Annotated in this window: 21 protein-coding genes; 9 read left to right on the forward strand and 12 right to left on the reverse strand. The window is 62.1% G+C overall.

Translation table 11 applies throughout. The features are described 5' to 3' along the window. Window positions 1–120: 120 nt before the first annotated feature. The 3 genes from alkB to RCO31_RS12930 all read right to left on the reverse strand — a co-directional run bounded on the left by alkB (window position 121) and on the right by RCO31_RS12930 (window position 2,522). Entirely contained in the window at window positions 121–801 is a 681-nt protein-coding gene (gene alkB, locus RCO31_RS12920) for a DNA oxidative demethylase AlkB (protein WP_308968792.1), read from the reverse strand. A 19-nt stretch (window positions 802–820) separates the two neighbouring features. Then, the gene (ada, locus tag RCO31_RS12925; RefSeq protein ID WP_308968918.1) at window positions 821–1,939 is read right to left on the reverse strand and encodes a bifunctional DNA-binding transcriptional regulator/O6-methylguanine-DNA methyltransferase Ada; all 1,119 of its coding nucleotides are present in this window, start codon (window positions 1,937–1,939) and stop codon (window positions 821–823) included. Window positions 1,940–2,072: 133 nt separating this feature from the next. Next, window positions 2,073–2,522 carry an ester cyclase gene (locus RCO31_RS12930; RefSeq protein WP_308968793.1) on the reverse strand — a complete coding sequence of 150 codons (450 nt, stop codon included), beginning with the start codon at window positions 2,520–2,522 and terminating at the stop codon, window positions 2,073–2,075. 212 nt (window positions 2,523–2,734) lie between these two features. On the opposite strand from RCO31_RS12930, the gene RCO31_RS34735 reads away from it, so the two are divergent. Then, window positions 2,735–3,040, forward strand: a complete 306-nt coding sequence (locus tag RCO31_RS34735; protein WP_374991470.1) for a putative quinol monooxygenase — start codon at window positions 2,735–2,737, stop codon at window positions 3,038–3,040. Between the two features lie 30 nt (window positions 3,041–3,070). On the opposite strand, the gene RCO31_RS12940 is transcribed toward RCO31_RS34735, so the two are convergent. From RCO31_RS12940 to RCO31_RS12950, 3 genes are read right to left on the reverse strand one after another with little or no spacing between them, the layout of a single operon-like run. Then, window positions 3,071–3,598: a TIGR02281 family clan AA aspartic protease gene (locus tag RCO31_RS12940; protein WP_308968795.1), complete on the reverse strand. Its 528-nt coding sequence runs from the start codon at window positions 3,596–3,598 to the stop codon at window positions 3,071–3,073. 13 nt (window positions 3,599–3,611) lie between these two features. Further along, entirely contained in the window at window positions 3,612–3,809 is a 198-nt protein-coding gene (locus RCO31_RS12945; RefSeq protein ID WP_308968796.1) for a DUF1289 domain-containing protein, read from the reverse strand. 38 nt (window positions 3,810–3,847) lie between these two features. Next, on the reverse strand, window positions 3,848–5,446 hold the full coding sequence (locus RCO31_RS12950) for a HAMP domain-containing sensor histidine kinase (protein WP_308968798.1): 1,599 nt from the start codon (window positions 5,444–5,446) through the stop codon (window positions 3,848–3,850). 267 nt (window positions 5,447–5,713) lie between these two features. Between RCO31_RS12950 and RCO31_RS12955 the strand changes: the two genes are divergently transcribed. Then, complete coding sequence (locus tag RCO31_RS12955) at window positions 5,714–7,597, forward strand: caspase family protein (protein ID WP_308968799.1); 1,884 nt, start codon at window positions 5,714–5,716, stop codon at window positions 7,595–7,597. An 81-nt stretch (window positions 7,598–7,678) separates the two neighbouring features. On the opposite strand, the gene RCO31_RS12960 is transcribed toward RCO31_RS12955, so the two are convergent. Next, window positions 7,679–8,548, reverse strand: coding sequence for an NAD(P)-dependent oxidoreductase (locus tag RCO31_RS12960; RefSeq protein WP_308968800.1), 870 nt, complete (start codon window positions 8,546–8,548; stop codon window positions 7,679–7,681). 175 nt (window positions 8,549–8,723) lie between these two features. Between RCO31_RS12960 and RCO31_RS12965 the strand changes: the two genes are divergently transcribed. The 4 genes from RCO31_RS12965 to RCO31_RS12980 all read left to right on the forward strand — a co-directional run bounded on the left by RCO31_RS12965 (window position 8,724) and on the right by RCO31_RS12980 (window position 12,775). Beyond that, on the forward strand, window positions 8,724–9,110 hold the full coding sequence (locus tag RCO31_RS12965; RefSeq protein ID WP_308968802.1) for a VOC family protein: 387 nt from the start codon (window positions 8,724–8,726) through the stop codon (window positions 9,108–9,110). 40 nt (window positions 9,111–9,150) lie between these two features. Continuing rightward, window positions 9,151–10,284: an Mrp/NBP35 family ATP-binding protein gene (locus tag RCO31_RS12970; protein WP_308968803.1), complete on the forward strand. Its 1,134-nt coding sequence runs from the start codon at window positions 9,151–9,153 to the stop codon at window positions 10,282–10,284. A gap of 144 nt (window positions 10,285–10,428) precedes the next feature. Further along, complete coding sequence (locus tag RCO31_RS12975) at window positions 10,429–11,517, forward strand: TRAP transporter substrate-binding protein (RefSeq protein ID WP_308968804.1); 1,089 nt, start codon at window positions 10,429–10,431, stop codon at window positions 11,515–11,517. A 169-nt stretch (window positions 11,518–11,686) separates the two neighbouring features. Then, a complete protein-coding gene (locus RCO31_RS12980; RefSeq protein WP_308968805.1) occupies window positions 11,687–12,775 on the forward strand; it encodes a TRAP transporter substrate-binding protein in 1,089 nt (362 codons plus the stop codon). Window positions 12,776–12,850: 75 nt separating this feature from the next. Here RCO31_RS12980 and RCO31_RS12985 read toward each other — a convergent pair whose 3' ends face one another. From RCO31_RS12985 to RCO31_RS13005, 5 genes are all read right to left on the reverse strand, one after another. Then, on the reverse strand, window positions 12,851–14,695 hold the full coding sequence (locus RCO31_RS12985; protein WP_308968807.1) for a TRAP transporter large permease subunit: 1,845 nt from the start codon (window positions 14,693–14,695) through the stop codon (window positions 12,851–12,853). A 29-nt stretch (window positions 14,696–14,724) separates the two neighbouring features. Then, entirely contained in the window at window positions 14,725–15,324 is a 600-nt protein-coding gene (locus RCO31_RS12990) for a TRAP transporter small permease subunit (RefSeq protein WP_308968808.1), read from the reverse strand. A gap of 165 nt (window positions 15,325–15,489) precedes the next feature. Then, window positions 15,490–16,509 carry a GTP 3',8-cyclase MoaA gene (moaA, locus tag RCO31_RS12995; protein WP_308968809.1) on the reverse strand — a complete coding sequence of 340 codons (1,020 nt, stop codon included), beginning with the start codon at window positions 16,507–16,509 and terminating at the stop codon, window positions 15,490–15,492. Window positions 16,510–16,646: 137 nt separating this feature from the next. Then, window positions 16,647–17,162 (reverse strand): hypothetical protein, encoded by a 516-nt coding sequence (locus tag RCO31_RS13000; RefSeq protein WP_308968810.1) that lies wholly within the window; start codon window positions 17,160–17,162, stop codon window positions 16,647–16,649. Window positions 17,163–17,333: 171 nt separating this feature from the next. Further along, window positions 17,334–18,032, reverse strand: a complete 699-nt coding sequence (locus tag RCO31_RS13005) for an HAD-IA family hydrolase (RefSeq protein WP_308968811.1) — start codon at window positions 18,030–18,032, stop codon at window positions 17,334–17,336. Window positions 18,033–18,207: 175 nt separating this feature from the next. On the opposite strand from RCO31_RS13005, the gene rpiA reads away from it, so the two are divergent. The 3 genes from rpiA to gor all read left to right on the forward strand — a co-directional run bounded on the left by rpiA (window position 18,208) and on the right by gor (window position 20,928). Further along, complete coding sequence (rpiA, locus tag RCO31_RS13010; RefSeq protein WP_308968813.1) at window positions 18,208–18,915, forward strand: ribose-5-phosphate isomerase RpiA; 708 nt, start codon at window positions 18,208–18,210, stop codon at window positions 18,913–18,915. 17 nt (window positions 18,916–18,932) lie between these two features. Then, window positions 18,933–19,475: a DUF2059 domain-containing protein gene (locus RCO31_RS13015; RefSeq protein ID WP_308968814.1), complete on the forward strand. Its 543-nt coding sequence runs from the start codon at window positions 18,933–18,935 to the stop codon at window positions 19,473–19,475. A 64-nt stretch (window positions 19,476–19,539) separates the two neighbouring features. Beyond that, entirely contained in the window at window positions 19,540–20,928 is a 1,389-nt protein-coding gene (gene gor, locus RCO31_RS13020; RefSeq protein ID WP_308968815.1) for a glutathione-disulfide reductase, read from the forward strand. The last annotated feature ends 12 nt before the right edge of the window (window positions 20,929–20,940 follow it).

The raw sequence follows: 20,940 nt of genomic DNA on the forward strand, positions 1-20,940 counted from the left end.
CGGGCCACTTTTCGCTGAGACGTATTGCCGAAAGATCAGCCTGATGCCGAGGGCGTGCTGGCGGTCCGATCGAGACTGCATCGCAGTCGCATGCCATGCATTCGGGTCGAAGCCGTTTCGTCAGAGAGCGCGCCGGAAGGTCAGGTTGAGCCGCATGCGGCCGAGCTTTTCGTGCTCGCCATCCTTCAACGCCGTGACGCCATGGTAGCAAAGGCGCGACCGGCCGCCCCAGACTGCAACGTCGCCGTGACGCAACACATACCTGCCGACCGGTGCGGTTCGTGTCAGGCCGCCAAATTGAAAGGTAGCCGGCAGGCCCAGCGACACCGAGACAATCGGCTCGGAAAGGTCGCGTTCATTCTTGTCCTGATGCAAGGACAGGCGGGCGCCTGGTTCATAGCGGTTGATCAGGCATGCGTCCGGTACAAAATCTGGATAGCCTGCCTCGCGAGCAGCAGCTCCCGCGAGGTCAACAAAACAGTCCGGGAGCGCTGGCCACGGTAGGCCGCTGTCCGGATCGAGGCGCCCGTAGCGATAGCCCGTGCGGTCGGTGATCCAGCCGGCCGCTCCGCAATTGGTCATCGCCACCGACATGATGAAACCGCCTGGCGTGATCATGCGCCGAAACGGTGCCCGAGCGATGATTGCATTCAGCGCGGCCAGGACGTCGGTCTCAAATGCAAGTGCCTTGCCGCGCAGGAGCACGGCGTTCTCGGCCATGACTTCGCGTGAAAAGGCATCTCGCGCCACGACGTCGCGTGGCGCATCCAATGAATCAGGCGTGTCGAACAGGTCCTTCATCGTCTCGTTGATATCTCGTTCACTGGCCCCGGCGGCGGTGGTTGCAGGCGAATTCACGGTCGAGCAGGGTGCGCTTGCGCTTCACGCCCCAAGCATACCCCGAAAGTGCGCCGTCATTCCGCACGACCCGGTGACACGGGATCGCGATTGCGAGGTTGTTCGCCGCACAGGCACCGGCGACGGCCCGAACCGCCTTGGGCGAACCGATCCGCCGCGCGATTTCCGCGTAGGAGGCGGTGTGCCCGTCGGGAATCTCCTGCAAGGCTCGCCACACCCGTTGCTGGAAGGCGGTGCCGCGCACGTCGAGCGGCAGGTCGATGCCAAGGGCCGGGGCCTCGACGTAGCCGACGACGCGCGCCACGAGATTTTCGTAGTCCCTGTCGGCTCCGATCAGATGCGCGTTCGGAAAGCGGTCTTGCAGGTTGCGTATCAGCGCCTCAGGGTCGTCGCCGAGCAGGATCGAGGCGACGCCCTTTCTGCTCGAGGCAACCAGAATCGCGCCCAACGACGACTGGCCGATCGCAAAACGGATCTCTTCGTTGCAGCCGCCGGAGCGGTATTGTGTCGGTGTCATCCCTAGCATCCAGTTGGACTTCTCGTAGAAACGTCCGCTCGAACTGAAGCCGGCGTCGTAGATCGCTTCGGTCACCGTATTGCGCCGCACGAGTCCTCGGCGGAGCTTCGCTGCGCGATGCGCTGAAGCGTAGTCCTTGGGCGTCAGGCCCGTGGTCGCCTTGAACAGGCGATGGAAGTAGCGGGTGCTGCGTCCAGCGGACGCGGCAAGAGCCGCGAGCGACGGCTCTTTCTCGCTGCTTTCGATCAGGCGGCACGCCCGTGCGATGATGGTGGCGTTCTCACTGTCTGTAGTGAGACCGTCCGGATTGCAGCGCTTGCATGGTCGAAAGCCGGTCGCTTTTGCCGCATCGAGTGAATCGTGAAGCTGCACGTTCCTGGGGTTGGCGGTCCGCGACGGACATGATGGCCGACAATACACTCCGGTCGTCGACACGGAATACCATAACTGGCCATTGGCCCGTCGATCGCGGGCGACGATCCGTGCCCATCGCGGGTCGTTGGTTATGGTCGCCTGATGCGTAGTGCTCAGCGCCCGAAGCGTTGCGGTCACAGTGGTTCTCATTGCCATGCCATCAGTGTCATCACACGATGAGTTGCCGAGCCACCCGTTTCCTGCGCTTTCGTGCGGAACAGCCGCGAGCGCAGTCGAATGGCAAGGTCGCCGCAAGGAACTCCCGCGGCGACCAGATGCCAACTTAAGCCGCGCGAATGAGACCGAGTTGCTGGAGCGCGGTGACACCATCGTCGAGGCCGACTTCTTCGGTGATCCGGCCGTCCTTCAGCTTCAATACCGTCGTGCCGGTGAATCTCATCTTGCGGCCGGTGTTGGCCGGCAAAGATCCCATCAGAAAGTCGCTGAAAGCGGGCCCGGTATGTGTTCCGCCGCCTTCCCAACGGCCGACCACACAGTCGCCCTCGGCGATAAGATCGGCAGCACCCCAGAAATTGAGATCCGGGAACGCCCCGCGAAATCCAGTCATGAACGCCTTGATGTCGTCACGCCCCCTGCGTGGCGCGTGCAGTGAATACTGCAGCAGCATATCGGGTGCAGCGAGTTCATCGACAACTCCGAGGTTGCAGTTTTCGCCCCAGAAGTCCGCGAACCAACGGCCGACGACGGCCTTGTTGTCATCTTCTTTCGACATGATCGGTCTCCCTTGTATTTCGATTGCCGCCCGCATTCAGCGGCCTCCCGAAAATGGGTTCGGAGATCGATCGAAGCACTCCGGATATTGCCCTCACATCGAAAGTCTTTGCATCCCCGCTTGTGTCGCCAACACTTCGATATGTATCGAAGCATAGATGTGGCTAAATCATATAATCAGCCGCTGTAACGTCGAAGAACAGGAGAGAGGCAATGACCGATATTTCGGGCCAGAGTTTCGTGATAGCTGCGTTCTGGGAAACTCATCCAGGTGAGGAGGCCGTCGTTGCGAATTTGCTTCGCAGCTTCCTTCCGCAGGCTCAGAAGGAGCCCGGCGTAAGGCAGTTTCAGATTCATCAAAACACGGCCAAGCCGCGCGAATTTTTCTTCTACGAAGTCTTTGCGAATGAAGCGGCGTTCGCCGATCACCAGCAAACCGAGCACTTCAAGACGATCATCCAGGGGCAGGCCCTTGCGAAACTCGCCAAGCGCGAGCGTGTGCAGTTTCACTTCATCTGACGGAGCGTCGTTGGGCGACGGCCGCGGCGCTCAAGGGTAGCCGCGGATCGTCATCCGATCGGCGCGGACTTCCCAGCTTTCCAACCGGTCGAGGAAGCTTAAGCCCAGCAGGTTGGACTTTGCCTGGCCGCGCGGGACCACCAGCGCCGGCACCGAACGCTCGACCACGGTGCCGACAGCAATACGATCGAGCGTCAGCCGCGCAGCGCGCGTGCGTCCGGAGGCGGTTTCCAGATCGACATTGTACTCGAGAAATTCCAGCGGCAGGCCGATGGCCTTGGCTGTTTCGTAGGTCAAGACGACGGAGGTCGCGCCGGTATCCACCACCATCGGCGCGCGGAAGTTGTTGATCTTCGCGTGCACGGCGAACTCGCCGCCATTCTTGCGCGGAATGTCCACGGCGCGCAGGCTCGATGCCGCGCGAGCGCGCACGGCGCTGGTCACCTCGGTCGCGGTCGCCGCGACGGTCTTCTGGGCGTAAGCGATGCGTTCGGCGTCGCCATAGATGAGCGCCCCGGCAGCAAGCAGCAGACAGACGATGGCGATCAGCAGTTTCACGGCGCACCCGCCGTCAGGTCTCCACCGGCGAGAGACCGGCGTCCAGCATGCGCTGCCTGAGCGTCGCCATAATCGACAGCCGCTCCGCGCTTTCCATGCGACCCCAGCGCGCAATCTCCGGGAGTGTGCGGCCGCAGCCGAGACACATATTGGTTTTGGGATCCATGAGACACACGGCGACGCAGGGCGTCTCGGCCTTCCTTTCGGTCATTGGACATCACATGCATATTCCCTGACGCGCGACAACCCTCATTCCTTGAGGCCGGTGCCTGCATTCATGATCGGCACCTTGCGCGCGCGATGATTCTCGTGGGTCGGATCCCACTCCGGCTGCAATGCGGGTGACGGCTCTTGCATCGGCGCGAGCGCTGACATCACGCGCTCAGGCGGGAAGGTCACGGTCACTTCGGTGCCGATCCGCAGTTTCGACTTCAGCGTGAAGGTGCCGCCATGCATGTCGATCAGGTTCTTGGCGATCGGCAGTCCGAGCCCTGCGCCTTGTTCGGCGGACTTGATCGAGTTCGAGCCTTGTCCGAACGATGCAAGCACGATCGGAATTTCCTCTTCGGCGATGCCGCTACCTGAGTCCTTGCAGGTCAGGTACTGCCCACCCGACGCGGTCCAGCCGACCTTGAGCCATATCTCGCCGCCGGGCGGCGTGAACTTGATGGCATTCGACAGGAGATTCAGCACGACCTGCCGGACCGCGCGCTCGTCCGCCCACAGTCGCGGCATGCCCGCCTCGAAGACTTCGTGGATCGTCAGTCCGCGGCTCGACGCGCGCAGCTTCAATAGATGATGGCAGTCGGCGACGACATGAACTAGCGAAACCGCTTCCTCGTTCAATTCGTAGCGGCCGGCCTCGATACGCGACAGGTCGAGGATCTCGTTGATCAGGTTGAGCAGATGGACGCCCGAGTTGTGGATGTCGGCTGAATAGTCCTTGTAAACCGGCACAGCATGTTTGCCGAAGATCTCGCTCTTCATCACTTCCGAGAAGCCGAGGATGGCGTTCAGCGGCGTGCGCAGCTCGTGGCTCATTTGCGCGAGGAAGCGCGACTTGGCGACGTTGGCGGATTCGGCGCGGAAGCGCGCTTCGTCCGAGATGGCCTTGGCCTGTTCAAGCTCGCCGATCAGGGCATCCTTTTCGGCACGCGCCTCCAGTGCTGCGAGCGTCGTCGAGTGCAGCCGATAGGCCAGCAGCGCGAAGTAGCCTTCGGCAGCGATCGCGAGGATTGCGAGCACATAATCATCGAAAGAACCGCGCAGTGCGAAGTTCAGGGCGATCGCCGTCGTTACCGGGACAGTGGCGGCGAAAGCCGCCATCGGCAGGCTGGCGGCAAGCATGCTGGAGACTGCGACCACCAGCAGCATCAGGAACACGAGCAGCGTGTTCGAGACCATGTCGAAGCCGGACGGGTGGATCAGGATGAAGGTCCAGGACAGACCGAACAGCAGATCGATCAGGATGAAGCGGGTGCGCCAACGCCGGGTGGTCGCCGGCGACGCCGGTTCATTCAGGAAGCGGCGGCAGTTCGTGATCATCACGGCGTGCACACCGAGGATCACGCAGGTCCAGACCGCCGCGCCGAGCGCGCTGACCCAGATGCTGGACAGCAGGCCCGCTGCCACCACTAGCAACATGACGACCAGCGAGGCCGACAGCCGGGTCTGGGCGTATTGGCGCAATAACTCGTGATCGAAGGCAGGACGGGTGCCGCTGGTCGAGGTCAGGCGGTCGCGTGCCTCGCGAACACGCTGGCTGGCCGCGCGACGTCCGCGCGACTGTGGCGTCGGCTGCTCGAGGGGAACAGCGACGACCTCAGGCCTTTCCCCGGACTCACTCATTACGGACACGCACTTAAGACCGGACTCGGACGCACAAATGCTTGATCCCTATCTCTGGCGTCAAAGAGTTAGGGCTGCCTTAAACAGCTGCCTTTTTCGGCTAACAAATTGCTAATTTTTGCCAGACTCGCGCTCTGGTGGGCGCGAAGGGTCCCACTGTCGTCCAGGCATCGAATGCCTTGAGTGTGATATTGATCACATAACGCCGGAACGGACAAAGTTACAGAGGCACGAACGGCGAAACCGTATCCCAAAAGGGGAGTGCCCATGTCCGCTCTTTATCGATCGTCGCTCGGAAGCCGTTTGCTTGCGGCCGCTTTTGCCTGCTTCCTCGCGATCGGGACACCGACGCCTGCGCCCGCCGGCCCCATTCTTGCCCAGACCGAGACGCCGAATTTCGGCAGATCCCGTGCTGCCGAGGTGCCGGCCCCGGCCGCGTCTGCCGATGAGAATGCCCAGCAATCGGCCGATGTGGGCAATCCTGCGCCGGCGAGGGGCGCGGAGAGGCGGGTCGCGCTGGTGATCGGCAACTCGGCTTACGAGCACGTCACGGCGCTGCCGAACCCGGCAAATGACGCAAAGGCGATCGGCCAGCTCCTGAACTCGGCCGGTTTCGAAGTCATCCAGGCGACCAATCTGGACCACGACGAGATGATCCAGGTCTTGCAGGACTTCTCCGCCAGGATTTCCGAACGCGGTCCGAATACCGTCGCCTTCGTCTATTACGCGGGGCACGGCTTGCAGATCGCCGGCGACAACTATCTCGTGCCGGTTGATGCCCGGATCGCCTCGGAAGCGGATGTTTCGAACGCGACCGTTCGTCTGGTTGACGTCATGGCTACCCTGCAGGCCGTGCCGAGTCGGATGCGGATCGTCGTGCTCGATGCCTGCCGCAACAACCCGTTCTCGCAACTGAAGGACACCGGTCGGGGTCTGGCCATCGTCGATGCGCCGAACGGCTCCATTGTCGGCTACTCCACCGCTCCGGGTACCGAAGCGTTCGACGGGGAGGGGCAGAACAGTCCGTATACCCAGGCATTCCTGCGCCTTGGCCGCGAACAGAACCTGCCGATCGAACAGTTCTTCAAGAAGGTGCGCGTGGTCGTCAACGACGTGACAGAAGGCCGGCAGACGCCGTGGGAAAGTTCGTCCCTGACCAGCGACTTCTACTTCTTTGGCGACACGGCGGTTGCCGAAGCAAAGACCGTGGATCCGGCGCTGTCAGCGAACGCCTCTGCCGATAAGCCGGCGGTGGTCGCGCAGAACATGCGTTCGCGGACACCACGCGAAGCTTACAGCTACGCGATCGCGGAAAATTCGGTCGAGCACTACCAGGAGTTCGTCCGGATCTATCCGTATGACCCGTTCGCAAACCACATCCGCCGTTTGCTAACCGCGAAGCTGCTCGCCGCGGCATGGCATAGGGCAGTGCTTGCAAACTCGCCAATCGTCTACAAGGACTTCTACAGTAAGTATGCGGACAGCCCGTATGCGAAGGTGGCGATGAAACTTGCTGTGCAGCCGAAGGCCATGCCGCTCTATCAGCCGACCAAGATCATGGTTGCACCCCAGATCGCGCAGCGGGTCGGGCTCGGCAGCTTCAACGGTGTGAACGTTCCGCAAGGCAACAACGCTCCGGTTGGCCTTGGCGGCGCCGGTTCGCTGTTCACCAAGAAGTTCGGATCCACCCAAGGTTTCGGCACCGGGCCGGATGCTGGCCAGAAGCTCGGCCTGCCCGGCCGCAATGGCGGGCAGGGCGCTTCGTTGCCGGACAACGGCAAGCCGCTGGTGCCGGGCGTCGACCTGGCGAAGGGGGTAAAGCGTTTCGATACGGCGAAACGGTTCGATACGAAGATCGGCGGTGGTCGCCTCAAGACCCCGACAGGAACCAACCAGTCACTCAACGACCGGGCCAACGGATCGCCTTTGATCAAGCGTTTCGACCGCCCGCGCGTCACCAATCTCGGATCGAATGAGACATCGACCGTAAAGCGGCTTCAGACGGGTCGGCGCTCAACGTTCGCCGGCAACAACGGCAGCGGCTCCAATTTTCAGTTCCGCAGCGCCAAGCCGGCCTCGTTCGGCGGCGGCGGTAGCAGTGCGGCCGGCCGGTTCGCCGGCGGCGCGGGCTTCGGGCGTTCGTTCCGGTAAGACGCGATCAATGGAGAACGGCATCAATAGCATATGGCGAGGGGAAATCCCTCGCCAATTGCTATGCGCTGTTTGCTCTGGTCACCGCTCCAGTCGCGCGATCAGGCTCGACGTATCCCACCGGCTGCCGCCCATCTTCTGCACTTCCGAATAGAAGTTATCGACCAGGGCGGTCACTGGCAGGCTCGCGCCATTGCGTCGCGCTTCAGCAAGGCAGATCGACAGGTCCTTGCGCATCCACTCGACTGCAAAGCCGAAGTCAAACTTTCCCTCGTTCATCGTCTTGTAGCGGTTTTCCATCTGCCAGGACTGCGCGGCACCCTTCGAGATCGTCTCGATCACGGCATTGACGTCGAGGCCGGCCCGTTTGGCGAAATGGATAGCTTCCGACAGGCCTTCGACTAGCCCTGCAATGCAGATCTGGTTGACCATCTTGGTGAGCTGACCCGAACCGGCAGGGCCAAGCCGCTTGCACATCCGTGCATACGAAGCGATGACCGGTTCTGCCGCTGCATAGGCTTTTTCGTCGCCGCCGCACATGACGGTCAGAACGCCGTTTTCGGCACCGGCCTGGCCGCCCGAGACCGGTGCGTCGACGAATCCGAATCCGCGCTTACCGGCTTCTGCGTTGAGCTCGCGCGCGACCTCCGCAGAGGCGGTCGTATGATCCACGAACACCGCGCCGGATTTCATGCCGGCGAGGACGCCATCCGCGCCAAGCGCGATCGATCGCAGGTCGTCATCATTGCCGACACAGGTCATCACGAAGTCCTGCCCCTGGGCCGCTTCTCTCGGCGTCGGTGCTGCGCGACCTCCGAATTTGTCCGACCACGCCTTGGCCTTCGCGGGTGTACGATTGTAGACGGTGACCTCGTGCTTGCCCTTGCTGACGAGATGCCCTGCCATGGGGAAGCCCATCACGCCGAGACCGATGAACGCCACTTTAGCCATAATCTGAGCCTTTGCCTGGATTGTCGGAATGCCAATTTTCGAGCGCACAAAGCCGCGCTGGGAACGGCCGCGCCGGTTTACGCTGCAGCGCCGTCGTTGCGCGTTGCATCGGATCGCAGCATAAGGAATGCTGCGCGAAGGGCAACGGCAGATCGTTTCAGGCGGGAGGTACGATATGGGCGTCGGCGTTCTCGACCATTTCAATATTCGCACCAGGAATCTCGGCGAGACCGTGCGATTTTACACGGACATTCTTGGCCTCGAGCAGGGGCCGCGGCCGAATTTTGCGTTCCCCGGCGCGTGGCTTTACAGCGAAGGGCGTGCGGTCGTGCACCTCGTCGATATTTCGCCGACTGATGAGCCACAAAAGCCGGATTCCGGCGTTGTTCATCATGTGGCTTTCAACAGCCGGGGCTTTGCAGGCATGAAGCAGCGGCTGCAGGCCAAGGGCGTCGCTTTCGAGGCGCGCGAGGTGCCCGGCGGCGATTTATGGCAGATCTTCGTTCACGATCCGAACGGCGTGATGATCGAGCTCAATTACGAGACCGCAAAAGAGCAGTGATGCCCGGCGTTCGTGCCGGTATCCGGCGAGGAGATTACAAGTGAGTGTGACGGCGCAGCAAGTTCTCGATGCGCTTGCGAAAGTGAAGTCGCCGCGTGGCGCTTCGCTGCCCGAAGCCGGTGTTCTTTCGGAGATCGTGGTCAACGACGGCAAGGTGTTCTTCTCGATCAATGTCAACGCCGCCGAGGCGAAAGCTTGGGAGGACATTCGCTCAAAGGCGGAAGCCGCGGTGCGGGCCCTGCCGGGCGTAACCTCGTCGATGATCGCGTTGACAGCGGAACGCAAGCCCGGCGGCCAGCCGCCGGGTCCGCCACCGCAGGCGCGCCGGGGCGTGCCGCCGGCGAGTTCGCATCGCGCGCCGCAGGCGCCGCACGGGTCGCCGATGGCAAAGCAGGCGCCGGTCCCCGGCGTCGGCGCCATCATTGCCGTCGCATCCGGCAAGGGCGGCGTCGGCAAGTCCACCACGGCGCTCAACGTCGCTTTGGGCTTGCGCGACCTCGGCCTAAGGGTCGGTGTTCTCGACGCCGACATCTACGGCCCCTCGATGCCCAAGCTGACCGGCATTCGCGAGAAGCCGCAGCTGAACGACGCCAAAAGGATGGTTCCGATCTCGCGCTTCGGCCTGGCGATCATGTCGATCGGCTTTCTCGTGGAGGAGGAGACGCCGATGATCTGGCGTGGGCCGATGGTGATGTCGGCCATCACGCAGATGCTGCGCGAGGTGGAATGGGGTACGCTCGACATCCTGGTGGTCGATATGCCTCCGGGCACCGGCGACGCGCAGCTCACCCTTGCACAGCAGGTGCCGCTGCAGGGGGCAGTCATCGTCTCGACGCCGCAGGATCTCGCATTGATCGATGCCCGGCGCGGGCTAGCGATGTTCAGCCGCGTCAACGTGCCGGTGCTCGGCATCGTCGAGAACATGAGCTACTTCCAGTGCCCGCATTGCGGCACCCGCTCGGATATTTTCGGCCATGGTGGGGCGCGGCACGAGGCGCAAAAGCTCGGCGTTGCGTTCCTTGGCGAGGTCCCGTTGCACATGGACATCCGAGCGACGTCCGACGCCGGCACGCCGCTGGTCGAAAGTGAGCCGGCCAGCGATCACGCGGCCGCCTATCGTGCGATCGCGGCCGCCATCAAGGACCGGCTCAGGATCGCCACACCGGCTGCATAATTGCGCCCGACCGGCTGAGTAGGGGCTTATTCGACTTTCGTTCAAGCGCGGGGCAGGTGCTCGTTTTCGTTTGCAACCAGCCGTGCTAGAGGCCGGTCCATTAGAGGACCGGCAGGGGTCCCCCCAAGGAACAGGATGTATTCAATGAAGCGTCGCGACTTTCTCAAGACTTCAGTGACCGGTGCGGCCGTGGCGGCTGTTGCCTCGCCGGCGATTGCGCAAAGCTCCCCGGAAATCAAATGGCGATTGACGTCGAGCTTTCCGAAATCGCTCGACACCATCTACGGCGGCGCAGAGTATTTCGCCAAGCAGGTTGCCGAACTGACCGACAACAAGTTTCAGATTCAGGTGTTCGCTGCCGGCGAAATCGTGCCGGCTCTGCAGGCGCTCGACGCGACCAGCAACGGGACGGTCGATGCCGCGCATACCGTCTCATACTACTACGTAGGCAAGGATCCGACCTACGCCATTTTCGCGTCGGTGCCGTTCGGCCTCAACGCTCGCATGCAGAACTCGTGGCTCTATCAGGCCGGCGGCAACGAACTCGCCAATGAGTTCTTCAAGAAGGCCAACGTGATCGGCTTTCCCTGCGGCAACACGGGAACGCAGATGGGCGGCTGGTTCCGCAAGGAGATCAAGACAGTCGCCGATCTGTCGGGCTTGAAATTCCGCATCGGCGGCATCGCCGGCCAGGTGCTGCAGAAGCTCGGCGTGGTGCCGCAGCAGATCGGCGGTGGCGACATCTATCCGGCGCTGGAGAAGGGCACCATCGACGCTGCCGAGTGGGTCGGTCCCTATGACGACGAGAAGCTCGGCTTCGCGAAAGTGGCGCAGTACTACTACTATCCGGGCTTCTGGGAAGGCGGGCCAACCGTCCACGCGTTCTTCAATCTCGACAAGTACAACGCGCTTCCCAAGAGCTACCAGGCCGCGCTCTTCAATGCGTCCAACAGTGCGAACACGTGGATGCTGGCACGCTACGACATGCAGAACCCGGCCGCCATCAAGCGCCTGGTCGCGGCCGGTACGCAACTGCGCCCATTCTCGGACGAGGTCCTCAATGCAGCGTTGACAGCGACCAACGAGCTCTGGGCTGAAATCTCGGCCAAGAACGCCGATTTCAAGAAGGCGATCGACGCCATGCTGGCCTATCGCGCTGATCAGTATCTGTGGTGGCGGGTGGCTGAATACACCAACGACACCTTCATGATCCGCTCGCGCACGCGCGGCTGATTTCTCAAGCCGCTTCAGGCGACTTCTGCGACTAAAGCCCAGCCGTCTGGCTGGGCTTTTTGCATGCCTGACCAGCAATTCCGTGTATGCTCGATACCCAAGTCCATGCAGGACCAAGCCCTCGCGAAAGAAGGGCAGTTAGGAGAAAACGCCAAGGAGAAAGAATTCCATGAAGAGACGAGACTTCATCAAGAGCGCCGGCCTTGGAGTAGCCGGTGCGGCGGTCGCTGCGCCGGCGATCGCTCAGTCCATGCCGGAGCTGAAATGGCGCATGACATCGAGCTTTCCGAAGTCGCTGGATACGATCTATGGCGCGGGCGAGGTTTTCGCCAAAGCCGTCGCCGAGGCGACAGACAACAAGTTCCAGATTCAAGTGTTTGCGGCGGGCGAAATTGTCCCAGGCCTGCAGGCCGCTGACGCGGTGAGCAACGGCACGGTCGAGATGTGCCACACCGCATCGTACTACTATGTTGGCAAGGACCCAACTTACGCGCTGGCGACCGCAGTGCCGTTCGGGCTGAACAGCCGGATGCAGACGGCGTGGCTGCAGGTGGGCGGCGGCGGCGACTTGCTGAATGAGTTCTATAAGAAGGCCAACATCATCGCATTTCTGGCGGGCAACACCGGGTGCCAGATGGGCGGATGGTATCGCAAGGAGATCAAGGAGCCGAAGGACCTCTCAGGCCTGAAGATGCGCATCGGCGGTTTTGCCGGCCAGGTCGTCAGCAGGCTGGGCGTCGTGCCGCAACAGATTGCCGGCGGTGACATCTATCCCTCACTTGAAAAAGGCACCATCGACGCCGCCGAATGGGTCGGACCTTACGACGACGAGAAGCTCGGCTTCCAGAAGGTCGCAAAATACTACTATTACCCCGGCTGGTGGGAAGGCGGCCCGGCATTGCACAACTTCGTCAACCTCGAGAAGTGGAACGCGCTGCCAACGGCCTACAAGTCGATCATCAAGACGGCCTCGTCGCTGGCAAACGAGATAATGCAGGCGCGTTACGACGCGTATAATCCGGCGGCGCTGAAGCGGCTGATCGCTGGCGGTGCGGAGCTGAGGCCGTTCTCGCAGCCAGTGATGGAAGCCTGCCTGAAGGCGTCGAATGAGGTGTATGCAGAGACATCGGCCAAAAACGCCGACTTCAAGAAGGTGTTTGACAGCATGGTCGCGTTCCGCAACGACCAGTATCTGTGGTGGCAGGTCGCGGAGTTCTCCTACGACAACTTCATGGTCCGCTCGCGCACGAAGAGCTGACAAGCGAATAGTCAGTAGTGAGTAGGGAGAGGTTATCCAACTACTCCCTATTCGCTACTCACTACTTTCGCTCTCTCACTCCATCTTCGGCGGTCCGAGGTCGAGCGGCGGCAGGTCCAGTTGCGGCAGCTGGAAATCGACCTTGGCGGGATCGACGCCCGTGCCTGCGCTCTTGTAGTGCATCACCATTTGCGGGAATGCGATCACAAGACCAACCATGATGCACTGAATGATGACGAACGGCACGGCGCCCCAGTAGATCTGTCCCGTCGTCACGGGCTCCATGCGCTTGCCACTGACGCGATCGATGTAGCTTTCCCGAGGGGCCACGGACCGCAGATAGAACAGCGCAAAGCCGAACGGCGGGTGCATGAAGCTCGTCTGCATGTTGACGCCGAGGATGACGCCAAACCAGATGAGATCGATCCCGAGCTTCTCGGCTGCGGGCCCGAGCAGCGGCACGATGATGAAGGCCAGCTCGAAGAAGTCGAGGAAGAACGCGAGCAGGAAAACAATGACGTTGACGAAGATCAGGAAGCCGACCTGTCCGCCGGGCAGCGAGGTGAGCAGCTCTTCCACCCAGCGGTGTCCGTCGACGCCATAGAATGTCAGCGAGAAGACGCGCGCGCCGATCAGGATAAAGACGACGAAGGCGGAAAGTTTCGCGGTCGATTCAGCGGCCTGGCGCGTCAGGTCGAAGCTGAGCCGACCTTTCATGATGGCGAGGATGATAGCGCCCGCAGCGCCCATCGCGCCGCCTTCGGTCGGGGTGGCAACCCCGATGAAGATCGTGCCAAGGACCAGAAAGACGAGACCGAGCGGTGGCACCATCACGAACACGACCTGCTCGGCGAGCTTCGAGAGCATCTTCAGCCCGCTGAAGCGGTTGATGACTGCGATCACGAAGGAAACCGCAACACCTACGGTCATCGTCAGGACCACGTAGTCGGCCCCCGCGCGCACGTTCGTATAGCTCATCGCAAATATCGCGGCGGCGACCGATCCGCAAACTACCAGAAAGAGCGAGATCGTCATCGTCCGGATGAGGCCGACGAACATCCTGGTGAGGAGCGCTGCCACCGCGACGATCCAGAATGCATGCCCGACAGTGCGACCGAGCGACAGCTTTTCGAATACCGGCAGCGTCCAGTCGAGCAGGCCGAGGCGCGAGACGAGGAGCCATGCGGTTGCCACCGCGGCAACGGTCGCGAGCGGGAAGATCAGTCGGCTTTTCGCGGTCTCCGGCTCGCGTAGCGTTTGCGCTTCAAGCGGCAGGCCGGGTGCGGCGCTGGGCGCGAATGTTGAGACCAGGAAGATATAGAACGCATACAATAGCGACAGCACGAGCCCGGGGATGAACGCGCCTTCGTACATGTCGCCGACGGAGCGGCCAAGTTGGTCGGCCATGACGATCAGAACCAGCGATGGCGGAATGATCTGCGCCAGCGTACCGGAGGCAGCGATCACGCCGGTGGCGACGCGGCGGTCATAGCCATAGCGCAGCATGATCGGCAATGAGATCAGGCCCATCGAGATGACCGAGGCCGCAACGACACCGGTCGTGGCGGCGAGCAGCGCGCCGACGAAGATCACCGCATAGGCGATGCCGCCGCGCACGCTGCCGAAAAGCTGCCCGATGGTTTCCAGAAGATCCTCGGCCATGCCGGATCGCTCAAGGATCAAGCCCATGAACGTGAAGAACGGTATCGCCAGCAGCGTATCGTTATTCATCACTCCGTAGACGCGCTCCGGCAGCGCTTGCAGGAAGTCGGGCCGGAACAGCCCTAGCTCGATGCCGATGAACGCGAAGACCAGCCCATTCGCCGCGAGCGAAAAGGCGACCGGGTAGCCAAGCAGCAGAAACACAACAAGCGACGCGAACATGATCGGCGCCATGTTGTGGATGATGAACGCAGTCATTTAGAGGAATCCCCCGGTGCGCCGCACGGTCACGGCTTTCGCTCGGCCGCGATATCGGCGGCCAGCCTGGCGGCTTCCGCTTCGGCAACTTCATGGGCGCTGAGCACAGCGGCGTTAGGGTCGGGAATCGTCCCGGCCATCACCGCGGCCCGCTTGATGATTTCTGAAATGGCCTGCAGCAACAGCAACGCCATCCCGATCATGATCAGGGATTTGGCGGGCCATTGCGGCAAGCCGCCAGCGCTGAACGACTGCTCATTGAGGCGCCAGGATGTCAGAAAGAACGGAACCGACGTCCAGAGCAGGATGAGCGTAAACGGCACCAGAAAGAAAACGTGACCGATCATGTCGATCCAGCTGCGCACTCTGAGCGGCAGCGAATGGTTGATCACGTCGATGCGGATATGCTCGTTTCGCAGCAGCGTCCACGGCGAGCAAAACAGGAAGACGATGCTGAACAGCACCCACTGAAGCTCAAGAAAGGAGTTCGACGACATGTCGAACAGCTTTCGAACGACAGCATTGATGGAAGAGACGGCGACCGCCGCGACCACGAGCCATGACAGCAGCTTGCCAAACCGTTCGCTGAACGCGTCGATTGCGCCGCTTACGCGCAAGAGTGCGTGCAAGTTGAAATCCCCTCCCAGCAAGCGTCAAGAAATTCTTGTTATTGTTGGCCAAATGCCGCCGCAGTGGTGGCGGCCGGCAATCCACCATTCCAACACGAATTCGCCGCGGTCAATTGACCATTTGGCGCCGGGTGTCAATTGGACGGTTGGCGAGAAATTGCGACCTCAGCCGCCCGTCACGCTCATGTGGCGGCTGACGCTTGGACGGCTGTGTCGGCGGTCGATGATGAAGTCGTGGCCCTTCGGCTTGGTTCCGATCGCCCGGTCGATCGCTTCGCTGACGAGCGCGTCGTCGTCGGAGGCGCGCAGCGGCCGCCTCAAATCCGACGCGTCCTCCTGCCCGAGGCAGGTATGAATCGTGCCGGTGCAAGTGATCCGCACCCGGTTGCAGGATTCGCAGAAATTATGCGTCAGCGGGGTGATGAAGCCGAGCTTGCCGCCGGTTTCGCGCACGCGCGCATAGCGGGCGGGGCCGCCCGTCCGCTCGTCGAGGTCGGTGAGGCTGAACCGGCCTTCCAGTCGCGAGCGGACCAGCGACAGCGGCAGGTACTGATCGACACGCCCTGGACCGATGTCGCCGAGCGGCATGACCTCGATCAAGGTCAGGTCCATGCCTTCGCCATGGGCCCACTCGATCAGCTGAGGGATCTCGTCCTCATTGATGTTCTTCAGCGCGACCGTGTTGATCTTGACGCGCAGGCCGGCCGCCTGGGCGGCGCGGATGCCCGCCAGAACCTTGTCGATTTCGCCCCAGCGCGTGATGTGGCGGAAGCAGTCGGCATCAAGAGTGTCGAGCGATACATTGATCCGCCGAACGCCGCAGGAGGCCAGCTCGGCGGCGAATTTGGACAGGAGCGACCCGTTGGTGGTCAGCGTCAGCTCATCCAGAGCACCGCTTGTGAGATGCCGTGACAGCGCGCGCACGAGCGACATCATGTTGCGCCGTACGAGCGGCTCGCCGCCGGTCAGGCGTAACTTCCGCACGCCCTTGGCGATGAATATCGAGCAGAGGCGGTCGAGTTCCTCCAGCGTCAGCAGGTCGGCCTTCGGCAGGAACGTCATGTCCTCGGACATGCAATAGAAGCAGCGCAGGTCGCAGCGATCGGTCACCGACACGCGCAGATACGTGATCGTCCGTCCGAACGGATCGATCATGTCTTGCGGTTGAAGTGCGGTCGCAATCATCGTGCTGAACCCCGGAAAGCAAGTGCGCGAGACCTTGCAGGCCTCAATCTATGGGCGCTGTGAGCTCGGGGCAACCGGTCGAATGGGAGCATCCGATGATCAAGCTTCGGCCCACGGAGGGGATCCTCAAGCACACGTCAACGTGACGGGAACGGGCTCGATGCTGCGGGCGGGAACGGGGAAGTGGGCGCGGGCGGCGGTGGCGCTGCGTCAGCGGGAGGCGGCGGCGCTTCCGCGGGAGCCTGCCTCGCCGTGCGCTTGGGCGGTGGGCGTTTCGTCCGCTTCTGAGGCGCCATGGGCGCGAGTTCGGCGAACACAGGGTTGGGATCGAGCGTAGGAACAGAGCCCGTCGGACCATCGGCGTCGGCATTGGCGACGGCTTGCTCAGGTGGCTGCACCGCCACGGTCTGCGGCTCGTACTTGTCCAGCGTATAAGTGACGGTCAACGGGGCGACAGGAACCGACACCGAGCAAGGCGTCCGGCAGGAGGGGCCGGTCGAGGTGCGCGCCTCCGCGCCTGCTGGAACCGAGTCGAGCTGCAGGGTGACCATCGGCGGTGACGGGGTGAGAAAACCAAGGCCTGGCACCGAGGAGAACGAGCTGCAGCCGGAAAGTGCAATGCCCGCTAGTGAGATTACGATGATACGCCGCATGCCCCACCCGTCATCTTGTGCGGCGTGCGAGCCGCAACATCCCCTTGATCGACCATAGGAGCGTCCCCATGGGACGGCAACCGCCCGAACCGGTTTAGTCCCCAAAAGCTTGGTCCAGGCGTTGAAAATCTGTGCAGAAGGCCCGGCGGGGTCTCGAAAATCCCAAAGCGGCTAAAGGCTTGAGGCCAAAACCTGGCGTTCGGCGAGAAGTGCGAAAACCGCGTCCGGCAGGTCTCCCATCCTGGAGATCACACGGTCGGGCGCAAGTTCCTCGATCGGGGTCTCGGTGTAGCCGAAGGTCACTCCGATCACAGGCACACCGGCCCTGCGAGCCACGCCGATGTCGGTTCCGGCGTCTCCGACCATAATGGTCGAGGCCATGTTTCCGCCGGCGCGTGCAACGGTCTGGCGCAGGAATGTTGGGTCCGGCTTGGCGATGCCGAAGGTGTCGGCGCCGCAGATTGCGCCGAATCGATGCGAAAGCTTGAGCCGATCCAGGAGCAGTTTCGAGAGCCATTCGAGCTTGTTGGTACAGACCGCGAAGGCGGCGCCCTTGGTGGCGAGAGTGTCGAGGGCACTTTCGAGCCCCTCGAACGGCTGCGATTGGTCGGCGATGTGATCGGCGTAGTAGGCGATGAAATCCTTCATCATCCGATCGATTTCGGCGACCGTGCAATCACGGCCCGCGGCCTCGAGGCCGCGTTCGATCAGTTTGCGCGCGCCGCCGCCGATCATGTTACGCGCGGTGCTGAGCGGAAGCTCGGGAATCCCTTCCTGTTCGAGAATGACGTTGAGCGCGCCGATGAGATCGGGCGCGGTATCGACGAGCGTACCGTCGAGGTCGAAAACGAGGAGCGGGGAGCTAGCCATGCCTGTTTCGCTACTTGTCGTACAGCGCCTGCGCAAGTGTCGCCGCGACACACCCCCTGCAATTTAGCGGGAGGCGCCCCAACAGGCTGTTCCTGACCGCGTTTCGGGGCTAGACACGCCCGGCTATCCCATCGGATGGCAGTGCACTGCCGGTTATCGGCCACAGGAACAGAGGATGGATCTGGAAGGCTTGAAGCGCCAGGCTGCGGCGCGTGCGCTCGAAGACGTCCGTGACGGCATGAGGCTCGGTCTCGGCACCGGCTCGACTGCACGGCACTTCGTCGACCTGCTCGGCGAACGGGTGCGCGCGGGCCTCAACGTCGTTGGGGTGCCGACGTCGGAGGCGACACGTGCGCAGGCCGAGCAGTGCGGGATTGCGCTGACAACACTCGACGAGACGCCGCAACTCGACCTGACGGTCGATGGCGCCGACGAAATCGATCCCGCGTTGAATCTCATCAAGGGCGCCGGCGGTGCGTTGTTGCGGGAAAAGATCGTGGCTGCAGCCTCCAGTCGCATGACTGTGATCGCGGACACGACCAAGTGGGTCGATACGCTCGGACGGTTTCCGCTGTCGATCGAAGTCATGCCGTTCGGTCTTGGTGCGACGCGCGCCGCCTTGAGGCGGACGCTTGAAGAACATGGCTGTCCGGCCGACCTGACTTTGCGCGCGGGCGCCGGTGGCCTTGCTTTTGTCACCGATGGCGGTCACTGGATCGTCGATGCGAAATGCCAGCAGATTCCCGACGCCGGACGTCTTGCCGTTGCACTGAACGGCATCCCGGGTGTCGTCGAACACGGGCTTTTCATAGGTCTGGCAACTAAGGTTATTCTCGCCGATCCGGCGGGGGTGCGAGTTATTGAGCGGCCCGTCGGCCGCTGATCTTTGGGAGACGATCGATGAGGAAGCTTTCGGTTGCGGTGTCGGCCGCGATTCTCGCCCTGACGGCCGTGACGGCAACGGCGCAGGCTCAGCAGAAGGCGCAGACGCAGCAAAAGGCGGAGGCGCCGGCGCCGAACACGCTGCCTCCCGGCGCGATCGCCGCAGCGAAAGAGATTTTGGTCCTGAAGAACGCGTCCTCCGTCTATCAGGGAGCCGTCGTTTCCACGATCCAGAACGTGAAGAACTCGCTCCTGCAAAGCAACATCAACCTTCAGAGGGACATCGAAGAGATATCGTTGAAGCTGGCCCGTGACCTGAGCGGCAAAGAGAGTGAAATCGGCGAAGGCATGGCCGCGATCTACGCCACGCATTTCTCCGAACAGGAATTGAAGGACCTGCTGGCCTTCTACAAGTCACCGCTTGGGAAAAAGAGCCTCGAGCAGGAGCCGAAGTCGATCGAGGCGAGCCTGAACTATATGCGCAACTGGGGCGAGGACCTTGCGCTCGAAGTCAACGAGATGTTCCGTCAAGAGTTGAAGAAGCGCGGCAAAGATCTTTGATTAGGATCTTTGATGGCGGTTGAATGCTGCGGGGAAGGCTGGAAGCCCAGAAAGGCTGGAAGAAATGGCTGATCGGGACGTCGATCTGTTCGTCATCGGCGGCGGTTCGGGCGGCGTGCGGGCTGCGAGAATTGCCGCGGGCTATGGCGCTCGCGTGCTGGTCGCGGAAGAGTATCGGGTTGGCGGCACCTGTGTGATCCGTGGCTGCGTACCGAAGAAGCTCTTTGTCTACGCCTCGCATGTGCAACAGGAGATCGAAGACGCGGCCGGATTCGGCTGGTCGATTCCGCAGGCGACGTTCGATTGGCCGACGCTGATCGCGAACAAGGACAAGGAAATCGCCCGTCTCGAAGCCGCCTACACGGCCAATCTCGACAGGGCAGGTGCCGACATCGTCAAGGCGCGTGCGGTGTTCGAGGACCCACATACGCTCGCCCTGTCGAACGGCGAACGGGTTCGCGCGCGCCACGTGCTGATCGCGGTTGGCGCTGCGCCCAATCACGGTGTGGAGATTCCCGGTATCGAGCACGTGATCTCTTCCAACGAGGTCTTCCACCTGGAGAAGCAGCCGAAGCGGATCCTGATCCAGGGCGGCGGCTACATCGCGCTGGAGTTCGCCTGCATCTTTGCGGGGCTAGGCACCGATGTCACACTGGTCTATCGCGGCGATAACATTCTGCGTGGCTTCGACGACGACGTGCGCGCGCATGTGCGCAAGGAAATGGAGCAGGCCGGCATCACCATTCTCACCGGCTGCACCCTGACCGCTGTCAGCAAGCACGGCGAGGAGTTCACCTCGCAGCTTTCCAACGGTTCGAGCGTTGCCAGTGATCAGGTGATGTTCGCGATCGGCCGACATCCGAATGTCGCGAACCTTGGCCTTGAAAAGGTTGGCGTCGCCATCAATCCGAAGAACGGTGGCGTCGCCGTCGACGGCTTTTCGCAATCCTCAGTGCCACACATCTATGCGATCGGCGACGTGACGCATCGGCTCAACCTCACGCCTGTCGCAATCCGCGAGGGACACGCGTTTGCCGACAGCGTGTTCGGCAACAAGCCGACTCGTGTCGACCATGCCGACGTTCCGACCGCTGTGTTTTCCCAGCCTGAGGTAGGGGCGGTCGGTCTCACCGAAGAACAGGCGCGCGCGCAACTTGCACGGGTCGATATCTACAAGGCTGATTTCAAGCCGTTGAAGGCGACGCTGTCTGGACGCCAGACCCGCATGCTGATGAAGTTGATTGTTGACGCCGACACGGATCGTGTCGTCGGCTGCCATATCGTCGGTGACGAAGCCGGCGAGTTGATCCAGGTCGTCGGCATTGCGGTCAAGATGAAAGCCACCAAGGCCGATTTCGACGCGACGATGGCGCTGCATCCGACCGCCGCAGAAGAACTTGTGACGATGCGCACGCCGAGTGCGCGGTATGTCCGCGGGGTAGCGGCGGAGTAGCGAATAGGGTGA

Origin of the sequence: Bradyrhizobium sp. LHD-71 (assembly GCF_031157255.1) — a bacterium.
Lineage (GTDB): Bacteria > Pseudomonadota > Alphaproteobacteria > Rhizobiales > Xanthobacteraceae > P52-10.